The organism is Kosakonia sp. MUSA4, assembly GCF_013085925.1.
In the GTDB taxonomy this organism is placed as follows: Bacteria; Pseudomonadota; Gammaproteobacteria; order Enterobacterales; family Enterobacteriaceae; genus Kosakonia; species Kosakonia sacchari_B.
On sequence record NZ_CP025697.1, the window covers coordinates 1,365,009 to 1,382,919 of the forward strand.

Annotated in this window: 22 protein-coding genes and 1 pseudogene; 15 read left to right on the forward strand and 8 right to left on the reverse strand. The window is 53.5% G+C overall.

Annotated elements, in window-relative coordinates; translation table 11 throughout:
* The first annotated feature begins 2 nt into the window (after positions 1-2).
* The 12 genes and pseudogenes from C0557_RS06465 (at position 3) to C0557_RS06515 (ending at position 9,152) form a co-directional block, all read left to right on the forward strand.
* Positions 3-932 carry a DUF4862 family protein gene (locus C0557_RS06465; protein WP_208657905.1) on the forward strand — a complete coding sequence of 310 codons (930 nt, stop codon included), beginning with the start codon at positions 3-5 and terminating at the stop codon, positions 930-932.
* Positions 933-984: 52 nt separating this feature from the next.
* Positions 985-2,304: an MFS transporter gene (locus C0557_RS06470; RefSeq protein ID WP_208657906.1), complete on the forward strand. Its 1,320-nt coding sequence runs from the start codon at positions 985-987 to the stop codon at positions 2,302-2,304.
* Positions 2,305-2,614: 310 nt separating this feature from the next.
* Positions 2,615-4,120 carry an FGGY-family carbohydrate kinase gene (locus C0557_RS06475; RefSeq protein ID WP_208657907.1) on the forward strand — a complete coding sequence of 502 codons (1,506 nt, stop codon included), beginning with the start codon at positions 2,615-2,617 and terminating at the stop codon, positions 4,118-4,120.
* Positions 4,117-4,773, forward strand: coding sequence for a 3-keto-L-gulonate-6-phosphate decarboxylase UlaD (gene ulaD / locus C0557_RS06480; protein ID WP_208657908.1), 657 nt, complete (start codon positions 4,117-4,119; stop codon positions 4,771-4,773). The genes C0557_RS06475 and ulaD overlap by 4 nt, the downstream gene beginning before the upstream one ends.
* Complete coding sequence (locus C0557_RS06485) at positions 4,773-5,633, forward strand: L-ribulose-5-phosphate 3-epimerase (protein ID WP_007373807.1); 861 nt, start codon at positions 4,773-4,775, stop codon at positions 5,631-5,633. The genes ulaD and C0557_RS06485 overlap by 1 nt, the downstream gene beginning before the upstream one ends.
* On the forward strand, positions 5,627-6,322 hold the full coding sequence (gene araD, locus C0557_RS06490; RefSeq protein ID WP_208657909.1) for an L-ribulose-5-phosphate 4-epimerase: 696 nt from the start codon (positions 5,627-5,629) through the stop codon (positions 6,320-6,322). The genes C0557_RS06485 and araD overlap by 7 nt, the downstream gene beginning before the upstream one ends.
* Positions 6,323-6,419: 97 nt before the next feature.
* Positions 6,420-6,698: a hypothetical protein gene (locus C0557_RS06495; RefSeq protein WP_371813234.1), complete on the forward strand. Its 279-nt coding sequence runs from the start codon at positions 6,420-6,422 to the stop codon at positions 6,696-6,698.
* A 254-nt stretch (positions 6,699-6,952) separates the two neighbouring features.
* Positions 6,953-7,216, forward strand: coding sequence for a type II toxin-antitoxin system antitoxin HipB (gene hipB, locus C0557_RS06500; RefSeq protein ID WP_208657910.1), 264 nt, complete (start codon positions 6,953-6,955; stop codon positions 7,214-7,216).
* Between the two features lie 20 nt (positions 7,217-7,236).
* Positions 7,237-7,463, forward strand: a pseudogene (locus tag C0557_RS27640) (HipA N-terminal domain-containing protein); the annotation flags it as partial.
* Positions 7,464-7,631: 168 nt separating this feature from the next.
* Positions 7,632-8,528, forward strand: a complete 897-nt coding sequence (locus C0557_RS06505) for a HipA domain-containing protein (protein ID WP_371813262.1) — start codon at positions 7,632-7,634, stop codon at positions 8,526-8,528.
* 31 nt (positions 8,529-8,559) lie between these two features.
* Positions 8,560-8,889 (forward strand): SdpI family protein, encoded by a 330-nt coding sequence (locus tag C0557_RS06510; protein ID WP_208657911.1) that lies wholly within the window; start codon positions 8,560-8,562, stop codon positions 8,887-8,889.
* On the forward strand, positions 8,886-9,152 hold the full coding sequence (locus C0557_RS06515; protein ID WP_208657912.1) for a MafI family immunity protein: 267 nt from the start codon (positions 8,886-8,888) through the stop codon (positions 9,150-9,152). Before C0557_RS06510 ends, C0557_RS06515 begins: the two co-directional genes overlap by 4 nt.
* Before the next feature lie 90 nt (positions 9,153-9,242).
* On the opposite strand, the gene C0557_RS06520 is transcribed toward C0557_RS06515, so the two are convergent.
* From C0557_RS06520 to C0557_RS06535, 4 genes are all read right to left on the reverse strand, one after another.
* Entirely contained in the window at positions 9,243-10,781 is a 1,539-nt protein-coding gene (locus C0557_RS06520; protein ID WP_208657913.1) for a methyl-accepting chemotaxis protein, read from the reverse strand.
* A 420-nt stretch (positions 10,782-11,201) separates the two neighbouring features.
* Positions 11,202-11,774 carry a DUF1349 domain-containing protein gene (locus C0557_RS06525; protein ID WP_208657914.1) on the reverse strand — a complete coding sequence of 191 codons (573 nt, stop codon included), beginning with the start codon at positions 11,772-11,774 and terminating at the stop codon, positions 11,202-11,204.
* A 109-nt stretch (positions 11,775-11,883) separates the two neighbouring features.
* Positions 11,884-12,075: a DUF1778 domain-containing protein gene (locus tag C0557_RS27645; protein ID WP_208657915.1), complete on the reverse strand. Its 192-nt coding sequence runs from the start codon at positions 12,073-12,075 to the stop codon at positions 11,884-11,886.
* Positions 12,075-12,329: a helix-turn-helix transcriptional regulator gene (locus C0557_RS06535; RefSeq protein WP_208657916.1), complete on the reverse strand. Its 255-nt coding sequence runs from the start codon at positions 12,327-12,329 to the stop codon at positions 12,075-12,077. Before C0557_RS06535 ends, C0557_RS27645 begins: the two co-directional genes overlap by 1 nt.
* 107 nt (positions 12,330-12,436) lie before the next feature.
* On the opposite strand from C0557_RS06535, the gene C0557_RS06540 reads away from it, so the two are divergent.
* Positions 12,437-12,661, forward strand: a complete 225-nt coding sequence (locus C0557_RS06540; protein WP_208657917.1) for a helix-turn-helix domain-containing protein — start codon at positions 12,437-12,439, stop codon at positions 12,659-12,661.
* Between the two features lie 62 nt (positions 12,662-12,723).
* Positions 12,724-13,512 (forward strand): hypothetical protein, encoded by a 789-nt coding sequence (locus C0557_RS06545; RefSeq protein ID WP_208657918.1) that lies wholly within the window; start codon positions 12,724-12,726, stop codon positions 13,510-13,512.
* 422 nt (positions 13,513-13,934) lie between these two features.
* On the opposite strand, the gene C0557_RS06550 is transcribed toward C0557_RS06545, so the two are convergent.
* Genes C0557_RS06550 through C0557_RS06560 form a run of 3 tightly spaced genes read right to left on the reverse strand, consistent with a single transcriptional unit; the run spans position 13,935 to position 15,774 of the window.
* Positions 13,935-14,477, reverse strand: a complete 543-nt coding sequence (locus C0557_RS06550) for an acireductone dioxygenase (protein ID WP_208657919.1) — start codon at positions 14,475-14,477, stop codon at positions 13,935-13,937.
* Positions 14,474-15,163, reverse strand: a complete 690-nt coding sequence (gene mtnC, locus C0557_RS06555) for an acireductone synthase (protein ID WP_208657920.1) — start codon at positions 15,161-15,163, stop codon at positions 14,474-14,476. The genes C0557_RS06550 and mtnC overlap by 4 nt, the downstream gene beginning before the upstream one ends.
* Positions 15,160-15,774 (reverse strand): methylthioribulose 1-phosphate dehydratase, encoded by a 615-nt coding sequence (locus C0557_RS06560; protein WP_208657921.1) that lies wholly within the window; start codon positions 15,772-15,774, stop codon positions 15,160-15,162. The genes mtnC and C0557_RS06560 overlap by 4 nt, the downstream gene beginning before the upstream one ends.
* Positions 15,775-15,890: 116 nt before the next feature.
* On the opposite strand from C0557_RS06560, the gene C0557_RS06565 reads away from it, so the two are divergent.
* Positions 15,891-17,051, forward strand: coding sequence for a pyridoxal phosphate-dependent aminotransferase (locus C0557_RS06565; RefSeq protein WP_208657922.1), 1,161 nt, complete (start codon positions 15,891-15,893; stop codon positions 17,049-17,051).
* A gap of 30 nt (positions 17,052-17,081) precedes the next feature.
* On the opposite strand, the gene dsbG is transcribed toward C0557_RS06565, so the two are convergent.
* Complete coding sequence (gene dsbG / locus C0557_RS06570) at positions 17,082-17,837, reverse strand: thiol:disulfide interchange protein DsbG (protein ID WP_208657923.1); 756 nt, start codon at positions 17,835-17,837, stop codon at positions 17,082-17,084.
* Positions 17,838-17,911: the final 74 nt, after the last annotated feature.

Genomic DNA, 17,911 nt, shown 5'->3' on the forward strand with positions numbered 1-17,911 from the left:
ATATGAATAATAATGCCGGTTATATTATCGGTGCGTATCCCTGCGCGCCGTCGTTTCACCAGCAGGGTGAACAGCAGGAACGGGATTTCTGGCGGCAACTGGCGGATACGCCGCACATTGCCGGGCTGGAACAGCCTTGTCTGGAGAATCTGCATCCGCTTGGCGATGCGTGGCTGCTGAAACACACGCCGGGCGAGTGGCAGATAGTGGTGACGGCGGTGATGGAAACCATGCGCCGCCGCGCGTCGAACGGCGGTTTTGGTCTGGCCTCCAGCGATGAACAACAGCGCCGCGCCTGCGTTGATTATTACCGCCATCTGCATAACAAAATCCGCGCGGTCAATGCCCGTTTTCCCGGAAAAATCATCGCGCTGGAGATGCAGGCCGCACCGCTGGCGGGTAATACCAGCGTGGAACAAGCCACCGACGCGTTTGCCCGTTCAATCGCGGAAATTGCCCACTGGGACTGGGATTGCGAGCTGGTGCTCGAACATTGTGATGCCATGAACCAGCCCGCGCCGCGTAAGGGCTTTTTGCCGCTGGAAAATGTACTGGAAACGCTGGCGGGCGTGGAGATTGGCGTGTGCATTAACTGGGCGCGCTCCGCCATTGAAGGGCGCAATACGACATTGCCGCTCACGCATACGCAACTGGCGCAACAGGCCGGAAAATTGCGCGGCTTGATGTTCTCCGGCACCACGCAGCAGGGCGCTTATGGTGAATGGCAGGATTTGCACGCGCCATTTGCTCCGTTTTGCGCCGAGAGTTTATTAACGGTCGATGGTGCCAGCGCGTTATTTAACGCCACGGCAAACGATAATTTATTATTCAGCGGCATTAAATTACTGGAAATTGATGCCGAAGCCAGTATTGACCATCGCGTCGCGATATTACGCGACGGCATTAACGCATTAAATAAAGCCAGACAATAAATACAACAACCTCTGTCATCGCATACCTGTTACTTTTAACGAGATGCTAATTATGAATACATCCTCTTACTCTACACCTGCGGATATTCCGCATCAGCGCTGGTTAAGAATAATTCCCCCGATTCTTATCGCTTGCATTATTTCCTATATGGACCGCGTGAATATCGCGTTTGCCATGCCCGGCGGGATGGATCAGGAACTCGGTATTACCGCGTCGATGGCCGGTCTCGCCGGGGGGATTTTCTTCATCGGTTATCTCTTCTTGCAGGTGCCTGGCGGCAAAATTGCCGTGCACGGTAGCGGCAAGAAATTTATCGGTTGGTCACTGGTGGCCTGGGCGGTGATCTCGGTGCTGACCGGGTTGGTCACCAACCAGTATCAGTTGCTGGCGTTGCGCTTTTTACTCGGCGTGGCGGAAGGCGGCATGTTGCCGGTGGTGCTGACGATGATCAGCAACTGGTTCCCGGATGTGGAACGTGGCCGCGCCAATGCGATTGTGATCATGTTTGTGCCGATTGCCGGTATCGTCACCGCGCCGCTTTCCGGCTGGATCATCACCGCGCTGGACTGGCGCTGGCTGTTTATCATCGAAGGTCTGCTCTCCATCGTGGTGCTGGTGTTGTGGTCGATGACCATCTATGACCGCCCGCAGGAAGCGCGCTGGATTTCGGAGACCGAGAAAAAATATCTGGTTGAGACGTTGGCGGCAGAACAGCGCGCGATTGCCGGGAAAGAGGTGAAGAACGCCTCGCTGAGCGCCGTGCTCTCCGACAGAACCATGTGGCAACTGATTGCGCTCAACTTCTTCTACCAGACCGGCATCTACGGCTACACCTTGTGGTTGCCCACCATTCTGAAAGAACTCACTCACAGCACCATGGGGCAGGTAGGCATGTTGGCCATTCTGCCGTACATCGGCGCAATTGCCGGGATGTTTATCTTCTCTTCCCTCTCTGACCGGACCGGTAAACGCAAGCTGTTTGTCTCGTTACCGCTGGTGGGTTTTGCGCTGTGCATGTTCTTGTCGGTGGCGCTAAAAGAGAGCATCTGGCTGTCCTATGCGGCGCTGGTTGGCTGCGGCTTCTTCCTGCAATCGGCGGCGGGCGTGTTCTGGACCATTCCGGCGCGGCTGTTCAGCGCGGAAATGGCCGGTGGCGCGCGCGGCGTGATTAACGCCCTGGGTAACCTCGGCGGTTTCTGCGGCCCGTATGCGGTGGGCGTGCTGATCAACCTCTATAGCAAAGATGCCGGGGTTTATTGCCTGGCGATTTCCCTGGCGCTCGCCGCGCTGATGGCGCTGCTGCTGCCAGCGAAGTGCGATGCGGGAAACGCCGCCGTTAACCCGCTCGGCGCGCACAAACGCGAAGCCTGACTGCGATGCCCGGTGGCGCTTCGCTTACCGGGCCTACAGATAAGCGGTGACCCGTAGGCCGGATAAGGCGCAGCCGCCATCCGGCAGTGAAGCCCGGAGCTGTGCTTACCGGGCCTGGAGATAAGCGGTGACCTGTAGGCCGGATAAGGCGCAGCCGCCATCCGGCAGTGAAGCCCGGAGCTGCGCTTACCGGGCCTGGAGATAAGCGGTGACCTGTAGGCCGGATAAGGCGCAGCCGCCATCCGGCAAATGAAGCACGGTGGCGGGATCGCCTGGCCGAATAAGCGGCAATAGCAACGAGAGCATAAAGATGAGTGAAAAAGAGACCTTCTGGCTGGGTATCGATTGCGGCGGTACTTATCTGAAAGCCGGTTTATATGACAGCCAGGGCCGGGAGCACGGCATTGAGCGCCAGCCATTGAAAACGCTCAGCCCGCAACCAGGCTATGCCGAGCGCGATATGCACGCGCTGTGGACGGCGTGTGCCGAAACGATTTCCCGCCTGCTAAAACAGACCCACACACCAGGGAAACTCATTCGCGGCGTGGGGATTTCGGCACAGGGGAAAGGGTTATTTCTGCTCGATAAAAACGACCAGCCATTGGGAACGGCGATCTTGTCTTCCGATCGCCGCGCGCTGGATATTGTCCGGCGCTGGCAACAGGATGGTATTCCGCAAAAACTCTATCCGCTCACCCGCCAGACATTATGGACCGGGCACCCGGTTTCGCTGCTGCGCTGGGTGAAGGAGAACGAACCGCAACGTTACGCACAGATTGGCTGCGTGATGATGGGGCACGACTATCTGCGCTGGTGCCTGACCGGCCGCAAAGGCTGCGAAGAGAGCAATATCTCCGAATCCAATCTCTACAACATGGAAAGCCAGCGCTACGACGCGCGGCTGTCGCAGTGGCTGGGTATTCAGGAAATTGACGCCGCGCTGCCGCCGATTGTCCGCTGCGCCGAAATCTGCGGGGAAATCACCGCTCAGGCAGCCGCCATAACCGGTCTGGCGGCGGGTACGCCCGTCGTTGGCGGTCTGTTTGATGTGGTTTCCACCGCACTCTGCGCCGGATTGCAGGATGAGCAGCGGCTCAATGCGGTAATGGGAACATGGGCGGTGACCAGCGGTATTGCTAACGGGCTTCGCGATCATGAAGCACATCCTTATGTTTACGGTCGCTACGTCAATGACGGCCAGTACATCGTACATGAAGCCAGCCCGACCTCCTCCGGCAATCTGGAGTGGCTCACCGCGCAGTGGGGCGACATCTCTTTCGACGAAATCAACCAGGCAGTAGCCAGCCTGCCGAAAGCGGGCAGCGAGCTGTTCTTCCTGCCGTTTCTCTACGGCAGCAACGCTGGGCTGGAGATGACCAGTGGCTTTTACGGTATGCAGGCGCTGCACACCCGCGCGCATCTGTTGCAGGCGGTGTATGAAGGCGTGGTGTTCTGCCATATGACTCACCTCAATCGCATGCGGGAACGCTTTACCGCGGTACGCGCGTTGCGGGTTACCGGCGGCCCGGCGCACTCCGATGTGTGGATGCAGATGCTGGCGGATGTCAGCGGCTTACCGGTGGAATTACCGCAGGTGGAAGAGACCGGCTGCTTTGGCGCAGCGCTGGCGGCGCTGGTCGGCACTGGCATATTCCGCGATTTTCACCACGCGCAGCAAACGCTGAAGCATGACATCCGCACGCTCACGCCCGATATGGCCGCGCACGCCGCCTACCAGCGCAAATACGCGCATTACCAGTTTTTGATTGAAGCACTACAGGGCTTTCACGCCCGCATTAAGGAGCATACGTTATGAGCCGACCATTACTGCAACTGGCGCTCGACCATACCAGCCTTGCGGCTGCACACCGCGATGTGGCGCTGTTACAGGATCACGTGGACATCGTTGAAGCCGGCACTATTTTGTGCCTTAGCGAAGGGCTAAACGCCGTGCGCGCCCTGCGCGCTCAGTGCCCGGAGAAGATCATCGTTGCCGACTGGAAAGTGGCCGATGCCGGAGAAACGCTGGCGCAACAAGCGCTGGGCGCGGGCGCGAACTGGATGACCATTATCTGTGCCGCGCCACTGGCGACCATTGAGAAAGGCCACGCCGTGGCACAGGCGCATCACGGCGAAATTCAGATCGAACTGTTCGGCAACTGGACCTTTGATGATGCCCGCGACTGGCACCGCATTGGCGTGCGTCAGGCGATTTACCACCGCGGACGCGATGCACAGGCCAGCGGCCAGCAGTGGGGCGAGGCTGATCTGGCGCGGATGAAAGCGCTGTCGGATATCGGCCTTGAACTGTCGGTGACCGGCGGACTGCAGCCTGCCGATCTGCCGCTGTTTAAAGATATCAACGTCAAAGCCTTTATTGCCGGGCGCGCGCTTTCCGGCGCGGCGGATCCAGCGCAAACCGCAAGCGATTTCCACGCGCAAATTCGCGCCATCTGGGGAGACAACTAATGCGTACGCATCCGTTAGGCATCTATGAAAAAGCGCTGGCGAAAGAGCTGAGCTGGCCAGAGCGGCTGGTGCTGGCGAAAAGCTGCGGTTTCGATTTTGTCGAAATGTCGGTGGATGAAACCGACGAGCGCTTATCGCGGCTGGAGTGGAGCACCGCGCAGCGGGCATCGCTGGTGGAAGCGATGCTGGAGACCGGCGTGGCCATTCCCTCGATGTGTCTCTCTGCGCACCGCCGTTTTCCGTTTGGCAGCCGCGATGAAGCGGTGCGCGAGCGGGCGCGCGACATCATGCGCAAAGCGATTCGTCTGGCGCGCGATCTCGGTATTCGCACCATTCAGCTTGCCGGTTATGACGTCTATTACGAAGAGCATGACGAAGGCACGCAGCAACGTTTTGCCGAAGGGCTGGCATGGGCGGTGGAGCAGGCCGCTGCCGCGCAGGTGATGCTGGCAGTCGAGATCATGGATACCGCTTTTATGAACTCGATCAGCAAGTGGAAAAAGTGGGATGAAATGCTCGCATCGCCGTGGTTCAGCGTCTATCCGGATGTCGGCAACCTCAGCGCGTGGGGCAACGATGTCAGTGCCGAACTGTCGCTGGGTATCGACCGTATTGCCGCCATTCATCTGAAAGACACGCAGCCGGTAACCGATGACAGCCCCGGCCAGTTTCGCGATGTGCCGTTTGGTGAAGGCTGCGTCGATTTTGTCGGCGTGTTTCGCACGCTGCAACAACTGAACTACCGCGGTGCATTTTTGATTGAGATGTGGACCGAAAAAGCCAAAGAGCCGGTGCTGGAAATTATTCAGGCGCGGCGCTGGATTGAAGCGCGTATGCAGGAGGGGGGATTCGCATGTTAGAACAACTGAAAGCCGAGGTGCTGGCCGCCAACCTGGCGTTGCCCGCTCACCATCTGGTGACCTTTACCTGGGGCAATGTCAGCGCCGTGGACGACACGCGCACGCGGATGGTGATCAAACCGTCTGGCGTGGAATATGACGTGATGACTGCCGACGATATGGTGGTGGTGGAGATTGCCAGCGGGCGCGTGGTGGAGGGCAGCAAAAAACCCTCCTCCGATACGCCGACGCACCTGGCTTTGTACCGCCGTTTTCCGCAGATTGGCGGCATTGTGCATACCCACTCGCGCCACGCCACTATCTGGTCGCAAGCCGGGCTGGATCTGCCCGCGTGGGGCACCACGCACGCTGATTACTTCTATGGCGCTATTCCCTGTACGCGGCTGATGACCGAAGAGGAGATCAACGGCGAATATGAGTATGAAACCGGGGAAGTGATCATCAAAACCTTTGAACAGCGCGATATTGACCCGATGCAGATCCCGGCGGTGCTGGTGCATTCGCACGGCCCGTTTGCATGGGGCAAAAACGCGGCGGATGCGGTGCATAATGCGGTGGTACTGGAAGAGTGCGCTTACATGGGGCTGTTCTCGCGCCAACTGGCGCCGCAGCTTGCGGATATGCAGCAGGCGCTGATGGACAAACACTATTTGCGTAAGCACGGTTCGCACGCCTATTACGGCCAGTAAACGCCAGGCCGGAGGGGAGCGTCCTTGGATCCTGGATTCGATTGAAGAGGGCGATCTGGCGTGGATAACGCTTAAGTCGCAGCGCATTGACATTGGCATGATCGTCACTGCCACTTTTGACAGTGACGATGCGAACAACATTGTGCTGATCCCGATGCTGAGCGGCTATCGCGATGAAAAGACGCTGGATCTGCATGTCGAGCACAACTACAGCGCGTGGTACGCCGAACACAATATCGAGCTGGCTTCCGGGCCGCGCCCGGCGCTGGATTTCCGCAAAGTGCTGTTGTTATCACAGGTTGAGAGCCTGTCGCTGTTTGACCCGGCGCAGGTGCTGGCAATGGGGATTCATCGCCAGCGGGAGCAGCAAGCGTAACCCGGTATGCCGGATAAGCACGCCATCGGCAACGTCTTTCTTGCACAGTAGCCGCTCCGCCATCATCGGCTGCGATGACAGCAGTGTGTCGTGAAGCGATCCGCCAAGGTGTTATCCCCACTAAGGGATATTGGAGTTTTTATCCTTTAGTGGGGATAATTGCGAAAAATCCGGCATGTTTGACAATATCCCCTGGAGGGTATAAAACCTGAATTATCCCTTAGTGAGGATAAGTTGCCGGAAAAGCGAACCCCATGACACTTTCAGGAATCTACAGCCCCGTTCAACTGGCGAACACGTTAAAGCTGATACGGCAGAAAAACGGCTGGACACAAAATGAGCTTGCGAAACGCATTGGCATCAAGCAGGCCACGATTTCTAACTTCGAGAATAATCCTGATAAAACTACCCTGACGACCTTCTTTAAGATTTTGCAATCGCTTGAACTGTCACTCGTTCTGCAAGAAAAAAACAGAACGGATGGCGGAAACCGTAACCAACAGGACTTGGATTGGTAATGCAAAAACTGAGTACATGGATGAACAACGAGCAGGTAGGGGAGCTGACGAAGCAAACCAACGGCGCGCACACTTATAAATATGATGCGAGCTGGCTGCAAAGCGAGCGCGCCAGACCCTTTCACTATCATTACCGTTGCAGTTCGGGAACATTACGTCCGATGCCGTGTATAACTACTTCGATAATTTGCTGCCGGACAGCCCGCGTGTGCGCGATCGTATCGTTAAGCGTTATCACGCAGTGTCAAAACAACCCTTTGATCTGCTTGCTGAAATAGGAAGAGATAGCGTTGGCGCTGTGACGTTACTTCCGCCCGGAGAAGAGGCCGTCTCCCTGGCGTTAAACTGGGTAAAGCTTAACGAAACGAGGCTTGAAGCGGTGCTGATGTCCTACCTCGGTGATATTCCTTTAGGTATGATCGAAGGCGAGGATGATTTCAGGATCTCCATCGCTGGGGCACAGGAAAAAACAGCGTTGTTGAAAATAAACGACGATTGGTGCATTCCCCGTGGGATCACGCCAACAACACATATTATCAAGCTACCGATCGGGGAAATCCGTCAGCCGAATGCGACGCTGGATTTAAGCAACAGTGTGGATAATGAATACTTGTGTTTGGCTGTTGCGCGGGCGCTGGGTTTTGCTGTGCCAGAGGCCGAAATTGTGAAGGCGGGCAGGATTCGGGCGCTTGCTGTAGCGCGCTTTGACCGACGCTGGAACCGGGATCGAAGTGTTTTGTTAAGACTACCGCAGGAAGATCTCTGTCAGGCGTTTGGGTTGCCATCATCGGTGAAATATGAGTCCGACGGTGGACCTGGTATTGCCAGGATTATGGCCTTGTTGTCTGGCTCCCGGGAAGCCCTAAAAGATCGCTATAATTTTATGAAATTTCAGGTTTTTCAGTGGCTGCTTGGTGCAACTGATGGGCATGCAAAAAACTTCTCCATTTTTATCCATGCTGGAGGCAGCTATCAACTGACTCCTTTCTACGACATCATTTCTGCGTTTCCGCTTCTGGGGGGCGCAGGTTTGCACATGAGCGATCTGAAATTAGCCATGAGCCTGAAAGCGAGCAAGGGCAGGAAAAATGTGGTCGATAAAATCTCGGCTCGTCACTTTTTGGCAACCGCGAAAGAGGTGAATTTCGCGCAGGATCAAATGATGGCGATCCTGCGCGATTTCGCCGATGACATCCCTGACGCACTCAAGACAGCAACACAATCATTGCCGGATGATTTTTCCCAGAGCGTTGTACAAGCCATATCGGCAAATGTCCTGAGACTGCATGCAAGGCTCATTCAGAGCCTTTAGGCTGTGACGCCATGACAAAGGAGAGGCACTCATGAACGAGACCTTCATTTACCTCAGCATGGGATGCCTGGTGCTGATGGCGCTGGCGATCCCGCTGGCGCGGCAGCGCATTAAACCGAACCGTTTTTACGGTGTACGCACGGCGCGTACGCTGCGCGATGAGGCGGCCTGGTATCGCGTGAATCGCCTGTTTGGTGTGGCGATGCTGCTGTGCGGCGCGGCGTTTTTTCTGCTCTCGGCGCTGCTCGGCAACTGGCGCGAGGCGAGTAGCCCGGCGATCAGCGTGGTGTTGTTTTTGCTTGCGGTGTCGGTTCCGGCGTTAGCGGTGCTGGTGACGAACAAAAGCGGAGAAGCGCGATGATGGGCGCAAGAGTGAAAGCCTTTGGCGCACGCTTCCTCGGGCGCGTGGACGCTGAAAGGCTGCAATTTGCCATCGATTATGTGGATTACAACGAAAGCGGGCTGGCCTTTGAAACGATCTGCGATTACCTCATTGAAGCGAATGCTCCCATCAGCGAAGAAGAGTACCGGCTGGCGGAAGAGCTGTACCGCGATATGGAAATGAAATGGGGCGGCAGTTGCCTGAGCTATATGAAAGCGCAGATCGTAAAAGGAAAACCGTGATAACCCTCAATCCCCCAATCGGGCTATTGCGCAGCCGGAGAAGGATTTTTGCCCGATGCCGGATGGCGCGCATGCCACCCGGCATTTCGGCTACAGCCTGAATGCATTCACATCATTCAGCAGCTTCCCGGCCTGGTGGCTGAGCGAATTGGCGGCGGTCGCCATCTGTTCGACCATTGCGGCGTTCTGTTGCAGATTGCCCTCCATCTGGCTGACGGCAATATTCACCTGCTCAATACCGTGGCGCTGCTCGCTGGAAGAGTTATTCACCTGATTAATCAGCAACGTGGTTTCGTCCACTGCGCCCAGCGCATTATTCATCCGCGTGGTGACGCTGGCGGCATAACTGACACCTTCACTGACATTCTTAATCGCTTCATCGATCAGCCCGCGGATATCCCGTGCCGCGACGGATGAGCGCTGCGACAGCGAACGTACTTCGCCCGCCACAACAGCAAAGCCTTTGCCCTGTTCACCCGCGCGGGCGGCTTCCACCGCCGCATTCAGCGCCAGAATGTTGGTCTGGAAGGCGATGCTGTCAATAATGTCGGTGATTTCAGAGATCTTCGCCGATGAAGCGGAAATATCGTCGATCGATTTTTGCAGGGAATTCAGTTCGCGATGACTTTCATTCATCATCGTCTGCAGACGGCCAATAAAGGTATTCGCCTCCTGTGCGTTGTCCTTATTCTGTTTCACCGTCGCCGAAAGCTGGTTCATGCTGGCGGCTGTCTGTTCCAGCGAAGACGCCTGTGATTCGGTGCGTGAAGAGAGATCGTCGTTGCTTTTGGCGATTTCAGTGGCGGCGGTATCCACTTCGCTGCTGGCCTCTTTCACGCTGCTTAATACATTGCGGATTTTGTCCATCAGGCCATTAAAACTTGCCGCAGTGGCACCCAGTTCATCTTTTTTCGTGAGATCCACTTTCAGGGTTAAATCCAGTGATTCGCTGATAGTGCCCATGCTGGTTTGTAGGTTTTTCAACCCTTTATTCAGATAACCAAGAATGATCGAGGCAAATACAGCAATCAGCACTAATAAAAAGATAATTGTTGAAATTAATAACCAGAACGTATTTTGATACTGCGTATGGTTATTTACCGCATATTCCTTAGCGATAGTATAATTATGCTTCAACATTTCAGAAATATTTGCACTCAATGCGACGGAAGCATTGGCGGTAACTCCGCCATCCGATACCATCTGCCGTGCAGCATCGATGCCGTCACGGTGATAAACGCCTGTCATCGATTCTGCTTTCTGTGCGTAATCATCAAAGGCTTGTTGCGTGCTAGCCAATTTCCGGGCATCGTCATCATCACTGATTAAATTCGCTTTATAATATTCCAGTATCGCTCTGGTTTTATTCAACTCATCTTTCGCCTGCGCCATATGCTTAGTAAAAACGGCTTCATCATTAATCAGCAGCGACATCAGAATTTGCCGCCTTGCCTCTTCGCGATGCTGTAGCGCCTCGCTGAGTTTACTGATACTTGGCAGACTATTATCAATAACATAATCAAAGCGTTCTTGTGCTTTGTCTAATGCACGAATACTCAAACCGCCGAGCAGAAGCATGGCGACAAAGGTAATGGCAAAAACAAATAGCAGTTTTTTTAAAATAGTCATAAAGGCCTCAGGTACATTCCATTTCCAGGGGTAACGTTATTTTTATCGGCGACTAAAGGGAAATCTTCATGGTTAAAATAATAAAAAATCGTTTTTGTGATATCCCTGAATAACGATTAAAAAAACCATGTAATACAAAGAGTAAATATACGAAGTATGATTTTACTGTGTGGCCTGTATAATATATTTTCTGATTTTTGATTTCTTGTGATAAATATATTCTACATCTTTACATATTGCTAAAGACTTAATGTAGCGTTACTGAAGTAGAGTTAAGTCGCAGAATAGAAATAACGATTAACGCTCTCTGATTATCCATCGACAGATGATGCGCTGAGTGCTTATAAGCGACGACCAGTTATGTCACCCAAGGGAACATAGCTGGCCGGTTTTTGTGAGCAGAGAAAGCGGGGTAAAATATTAGCTGAGATCGTGCAGATCTTTCTCCAGCAGTGGCGTTAATGCCATGTCAGTAAAACTCACTGCCAGCCCGCTTCGCTCCGGCGTGCAACACATCACGCCGACTGCACAACGCGGATGGGGAAAATGGCACAGCCGCAGCAGCGGCCAGACGCGTCCGTCGGTGGAGTATTGCAGCCGCAGGGCATCGCCTTTGCGGCTCAGCCGCAGCCAGAAATCCCCCGCATCGCCGGTGAAAATACCGGTCGCCCAGTCCGAAAAGCCCTGCGTTAGCACGCTGCCGATGGCGGGCGCGCCGTCATTAAACTCTATCCCGGCTTTTAACCAGTTCTGATCATCCGCCACCAATAGCACACCCGCTTGATCGTACAGCGCGGAGAAATGCGCCTGGATCCGCACCTGAAAGGTGAAATCGCCCGTCACATCATGCACATAACCGTGGCCGCTGAAGTGCTCAAACCCGTACCAGGTTTTGCGCCAGAAATCGGTGTCACCATCGGTGAGCACCTCGATTTTGCCCTGCGCTTCGCGCCAATGTTGCGGCTCATTGATCCAGTAAAAATCGCCCGACATGTTTCGCTCCTTTTGACTGTGTGCGGCTTAAGGAGTGTTGCTGGTGGCGGGGGAGATTGCCAGTGAAAAAGGGAAATAAGAGACCTGGAGGGAGCGACTAATCATGGGCTCAGAATTTCAGACGTTGCAGGCGGTTGGCCGCGTGTTTGAGTTTTGCATTGGGTTCGGGCGGGTTTTCCATTGCGTTTATTACCCGATTCCATGAATCCTCATTCAGGATAAGCTGAACGCACTTATCCCTCTCCACATTGGGGAGAGGGCGAATGAGAAAATCGTCTAATGTTTCTTTCTTGTTCATCATTAGCGGAAAGACTTGCGAAAACGTCGTTCGATCTTGTTCCCTTTCTTATCTCTGTAGCGTTCTGGCCAGATGGTTTCAGGTTCCAGTTCAAGTGCTTTCGCAATAATTGATTCGCCTTTTGGCCAAGGGCGCTGCAAAGCATTTGCCAGTGTTGATGATGCCAGCCCTGCTTCTCGGGACAGTGCGGCCAGACTGGTTCCGCGTTTTTTCAGCGCGGCAATGATGTCTGCATGATGCCAGTTATGACTTTCCATTGTGTTCTCCTTACACGTAGTTATTATGCGTTCAATTATCCTGTTTTGGGATAAAAAGGCAGCGGGGAGATATTCGATTTCGGGATATTTATCATGGAATCGATCGTATGGCATCCGTCTATTCAGAAGAGTATCAGCGCGTGATCACAGCGCTAAAAAAAGCCCGTAAAGAACGAGGCATCACTCAGGCTCAACTTGCTGAGGCGCTTGGTCGCCCACAATCTTTCATCGCCAAAATTGAGAGTGGTGAAAGAAGGTTAGATGTGGTGGAGTTTGTGCATTTGGCGAGATTGGTGGGGTTAGATCCGGAAGAAGTTTTTAAATTTATATGAAATGAGTACGAGCGAAAACAATAGAAAATAGAACTATTTATCAATGGCTAAATAGGGATTTTATGAGTGATTTAACGAGTACTGTGATCGCGGAAAGTAAAAGTGTTTTTCTGGAAAGATTTAAAGGGCCTGCCTATGTCTATATGTTCAGTGCAGTTATTTTATTTAACTGGGAAAATATATTAATTCTGTTTCTGTCACATAAAGAAATAGAGGAAAGGATTTCTTTAGTATGGGTCGTTTGGGATGGTTGGCTTTACTTTTGGAAACCGGTTCTTCTTGGTTTGGGTGCTTCGATAATAATTCCTTTTATATCCCTGCTTGTTTACTTTATTACCTCTTTCGCTGTTCACGGTGTTAATAAGATTAATGATCTTACTGGCGATATTCTCCAGACGTTTACCAAATGGCGAAAAAATGAAATTGGTAATATTGAAAAAAATATAGCTGATATAAAGGTTGTTCTGGAAAATAAAAAACAAGAGCTTGAGAAAATTACTGGTTCAATAAGTTATGGTCAGGCTCAAATTGATAATATGCGAGATGAGTTGGTAAAGGTGATAGCAAGAGTTGTCTTTATGGCTGGTTATGTAGAGACGCATGATAAGGATGCGAAATCTCTCGAAAATTTAGTCAGAAGGCATGGTTTGCTTTATAATAATAATGAAGATGAGGCAAATAAAGCTTATTTGTTGTTAGAAGACTTACTGGAAGGTGATAAATCGAAAACTGATATGGAAAATGAAATCAAAAAGTCTCTTTCATATATGTCAGATGAAGAGCATATGAAAAGAATAGCTAAATGGCTTAAAAAGCCAGATAATTATACTGATAATAAAGTAGCGGAATAGCAAACTTTATCCAGAAAATGCCGGATTGCGCGAACGCTTATCCGGCCTGCTAACTGGGCCAGTAATGAACACAATCCCGGATACTCTGCCGCGACGCCATTTCTGGAAGCGTCGCAGATAATAGCTAATTCTGTATTGTATTAATCATTAATATCCTCTGTTGTGTGTTTTTACATTACAGCTTAATCCTGAAAGATAATTTAGTTTTTTATGTAGGTCTGGAATGTGAAAACGAGCGCTTTTTTTCGATATGACACGATGAGAAATGATCTTTCTGTATTTAATAAGCCGCGGATAAGACGAATGCTATAGCGGGATGATTAACATTGGGGGGGTATTGTTGATGTGAATAATTTGGAGAGTGATGTTCTGCCTGTCTTTGCTATGCGCAAAAACAGGCATACAGGATAAATTTTTTCTTATTACGCCAACCGCGGATACCCTTCCGCAATATCACTCCCGGTAAACTGCGCGATCCAGCCTTCGGGGTTATCGAAAATCCGGATGGCGGTGAAGTTCGGCTCTGAGCCCATATCAAACCAGTGCGGGGTGCCGGCGGGTACGGAAATCAGGTCATTCTTCTCACACAGCACCTGGTAGATCTCGCTGCCAATGTGCAGGCAGAACAGGCCCGCGCCTTCAACGAAGAAGCGGACTTCATCTTCACCGTGGGTATGTTCGTTGAGGAATTTGGCGCGCATCGCCTCTTTTTGCGGGTTGTCGGCGCGCAGGCTGATCACATCCCAGCTCTGATAACCTTTTTCGGCCACCAGTTTGTCGATGGCGTGCTGGTAAGCGGTGATCACCGTGTCTGACGTCGGGTTAGCGCCCAGATCGCGGTCGGCCTGCCAGCGCTCAAAACGTACACCTTTGGCGTTTAGCTGCTGCTGAATTTCACTGGCCTCTGTACTGTGCCACACCGGCGTGCTGGCATCTTTATCGGTATAAATCGTCAGTGCGCTCATGAAGGGATCTGCTCCGGCTTAATGTTGCTGAAAGAGTGAACCTGGTGATGATGGCTGGCTGCGTCATCATCGCCGCGAATCAGTTGCGTGGTGCGAAAACCTGCCGCTTCGGCGGCGTCCAGCTCCTGATGAATATCGGAGAGGAACAGAATGGAAGCGGGCGGCTGGCCAATTTGCGTCGCAATATTGCGGTACGACTGCACATCCCGTTTCGCACCGACCAGCGTGTCGAAATATCCGCTGAACAGATGAGTAATATCACCTTCGTCGCTGTAGCCAAATAACAGTTTTTGCGCCGCTACTGAGCCAGAGGAATATACATACAGATCAATGCCCTGCGCTTTCCATTTTTCCAGGACAGGCAGCACGTCCGGGTAGAGATGGCCTTTAAAATCGCCATTCACATAGCCGTCGCGCCAGATGATCCCCTGCAACGCCTTCAGCGCCGTCGATTTACGATCTTCATCCATAAAAGCAAACAGCACCGCAATCAGTTCGGCGGTGGTTGCCTCCGGCTGCGCCACTTCTTCACGCAGATTATTGAGGATGGTGCTAACCGGCTCTTTGTACTGCTCTGCGGTGACAAACCCGGCCAGACGCTCGCGGGCGTACGGGAACAGGACGTTGTGCACAAAGCGAATGTCACTGGTGGTGCCTTCAATATCGGTAACGATAGCGCGGATCATGATCTCTCCAGCAGGCGACGCTGCATTTCGCATTCAAATAAAAATTCCAGCCCTTCCAGATGGCGACGGGCTTCGGCGACATCGCGCCCCCAGCAGGTCAGCCCGTGGCCGCGCAGCAGAAAACCATAGCGCAGCGGATGTGTCTGCGCGTAGTCGGCAATGCGTGCGGCCAGCGCGTCGATATCCTGATCGTTATCGAAAATTGCCACCGGCACGGTGTCGAGGTGCGTGGTCTGGCCGCTGAGGGATTTTTGCATTTCAAAACCGTTCAGCAGCAGGGCAGGGGATTTCTCCACCCGCGAGAGCACCGTGGCGTTCACCGTGTGCACATGCAGCACCGCGTTAGCTTGCGGGTAGAGGCGATAAATCAGAGTGTGCAGGCCGGTTTCCGCCGAGGGTTTTCGGCCAGAAGGCGCATGGTTATCGGCAATGGAAACCTGCAAAAAATCCTCGGTCGTCAGGCTGCCTTTGTCTTTGCCGGATTCGCTCAGCCAGCACCAGTCGGCATCCTGGCGAACGGACATATTGCCGCCGGTGGCGGGCGCCCAGCCTTTCGCGCCGATCCAGTGGCAAGCGGCGACGAGTTGTTGGAGTTGCAGGTTGTCTGTCATAACCCTTCCTTATAAGGAATATTGTTATCGTATAGACGTCTAAGCGTCTTGATTGCCAAATACTAACATCGTGTTATAGTGGCAGCAACACGCGTATTACAAGCAGGCACATGACGATGAGCAATAACGCATTGATTCCGCAAAGTAAACTCCCCGCTTTAGGCACCACCATCTTCACGCAAATGAGCGCGCTGGCGCAGCAGCACAAGGCCATTAATTTGTCGCAGGGCTTCCCGGATTTCGACGGCCCGCGCTATTTGCAGGAGCGTCTGGCGTTTCATGTGGCGCAGGGGGCGAATCAGTATGCGCCGATGACCGGTGTGCTGGCGCTGCGCGAAGCCATTGCTGATAAAACGGCGGAGCTATACGGCCATAAACCGGATGTGAACAGCGACATTACGGTGGCTGCCGGGGCGACGGAAGCGCTGTACGCGGCGATCACTGCGCTGGTACGTCAGGGCGATGAAGTTGTCTGTTTTGATCCGAGCTACGACAGCTACGCGCCTGCGGTGGAGCTTTCCGGCGGTGTGCTGAAACGCATTGCCTTGCAGCCGCCGCACTTTCGCGTCGACTGGCAGCAGTTTGCCGCGCAGCTTAGCGATCGTACGCGGCTGGTGATTCTGAATACGCCGCACAACCCGTCGGCAACGGTGTGGCGCAAAGCGGATTTTGCCGCGCTGTGGCAGGCGATTGCCGATCGTGAAATCTACGTGCTGAGCGATGAAGTCTACGAGCACATCTGTTTTGCCGAAGAGGGCCATGCCAGCGTGCTGGCGCATCCTCAACTGCGTGAGCGCGCAGTGGCGGTATCGTCATTCGGTAAAACCTATCATATGACCGGCTGGAAAGTGGGCTATTGCGTCGCGCCTGCCGCCATCAGCGTCGAGCTGCGCAAAGTGCATCAATATCTGACTTTCTCGGTCAATACCCCGGCGCAACTGGCGCTGGCGGATATGCTGCGCGCCGAGCCGGAACATTATCGTCAGTTGCCGGAATTTTACCGCGCGCGCCGCGATGTGCTGGTGAATGCGCTCAGCAACAGCAAGCTGGAGGTTTTGCCGTGCGAGGGAACTTACTTCCTGCTGGCGGATTACAGCGCGGTTTCCGATCTGGATGACGTGAGTTTCTGCCAGTGGCTGACTAAAGAGGTTGGCGTGGCGGCGATCCCGCTGTCGGTATTCTGCGCCGATCCCTTCCCGCACAAGCTGATTCGCCTGTGCTTCGCGAAACAGGAATCGACGCTGCTGGCCGCGGCAGAGCGCCTGTGTAAGCTGTAATGATTTCCGGCGGCGCGGTCTGCGTCGCCGTTATTTATCGCCCATAATGGTTTTCAGTTTTTCCGCGTCCGGCAAGCCCACTTCCTGCTGCAACACGTTATCTTCGTTCATGTAGTAAATCGCTGGCGTGGCGTTCGCGCCGAGATCGTCCATGATTTTCTGGTTGATATTGAGCTTTTTCATGATCTCCGGCGGCACGGATTTCGGCAGCGTCAGCTCTATCTTGCCGTTGGACTGCTCATAATCGTGCCAGCTTTTCGCCGGATCTTTCGCGCTCATGATCGCCGCAGCGGCCGCCGGGCTTTCCGGTTTGATCACGCCAACCAGTAACGTGCGCAGTTGCACTTTGCCGGATTCCACCCACGGACGCGCCTGCTGCCAGAACTGTTTGCAGTACGGGCAGTACGGGCAGTACGGATCGGCGAACATGTAGACCACGCGCGGCGCCTCTTTTTTGCCATCGAGGATCCAGTCGGCTTTTTCCATCTGCTGCCACAGCGCGCGGCCCGCCGGGCCGTAAATCTCTTTGGAGATTAACTTCTCGCTGAGGTTGGTGCCCGCCTCGTCGTACATATAGCCAGAGATGGCGTGTTTACCGTCCGGCGTGACGTAAATGGTGACACCCATCTCCTGATATTTGCCGAGATACCCCTTCATACCGCCTGGCGCATCGAAGGATTTGATGATGGTGATGCCTTGCTTTTCGATGGCTTTTACCGGCGCAGGTAGCTCTTCGGCGTGTAGGGTCAGCGGCAGCAAAGTCAGCATTAACAGGCGCTTAAGCATAAAAATCCTTACTAATTAAATGGTTAATATTCGACTTAGGGAAAACCTATCACAATCATCGGCAGGATCGCGAA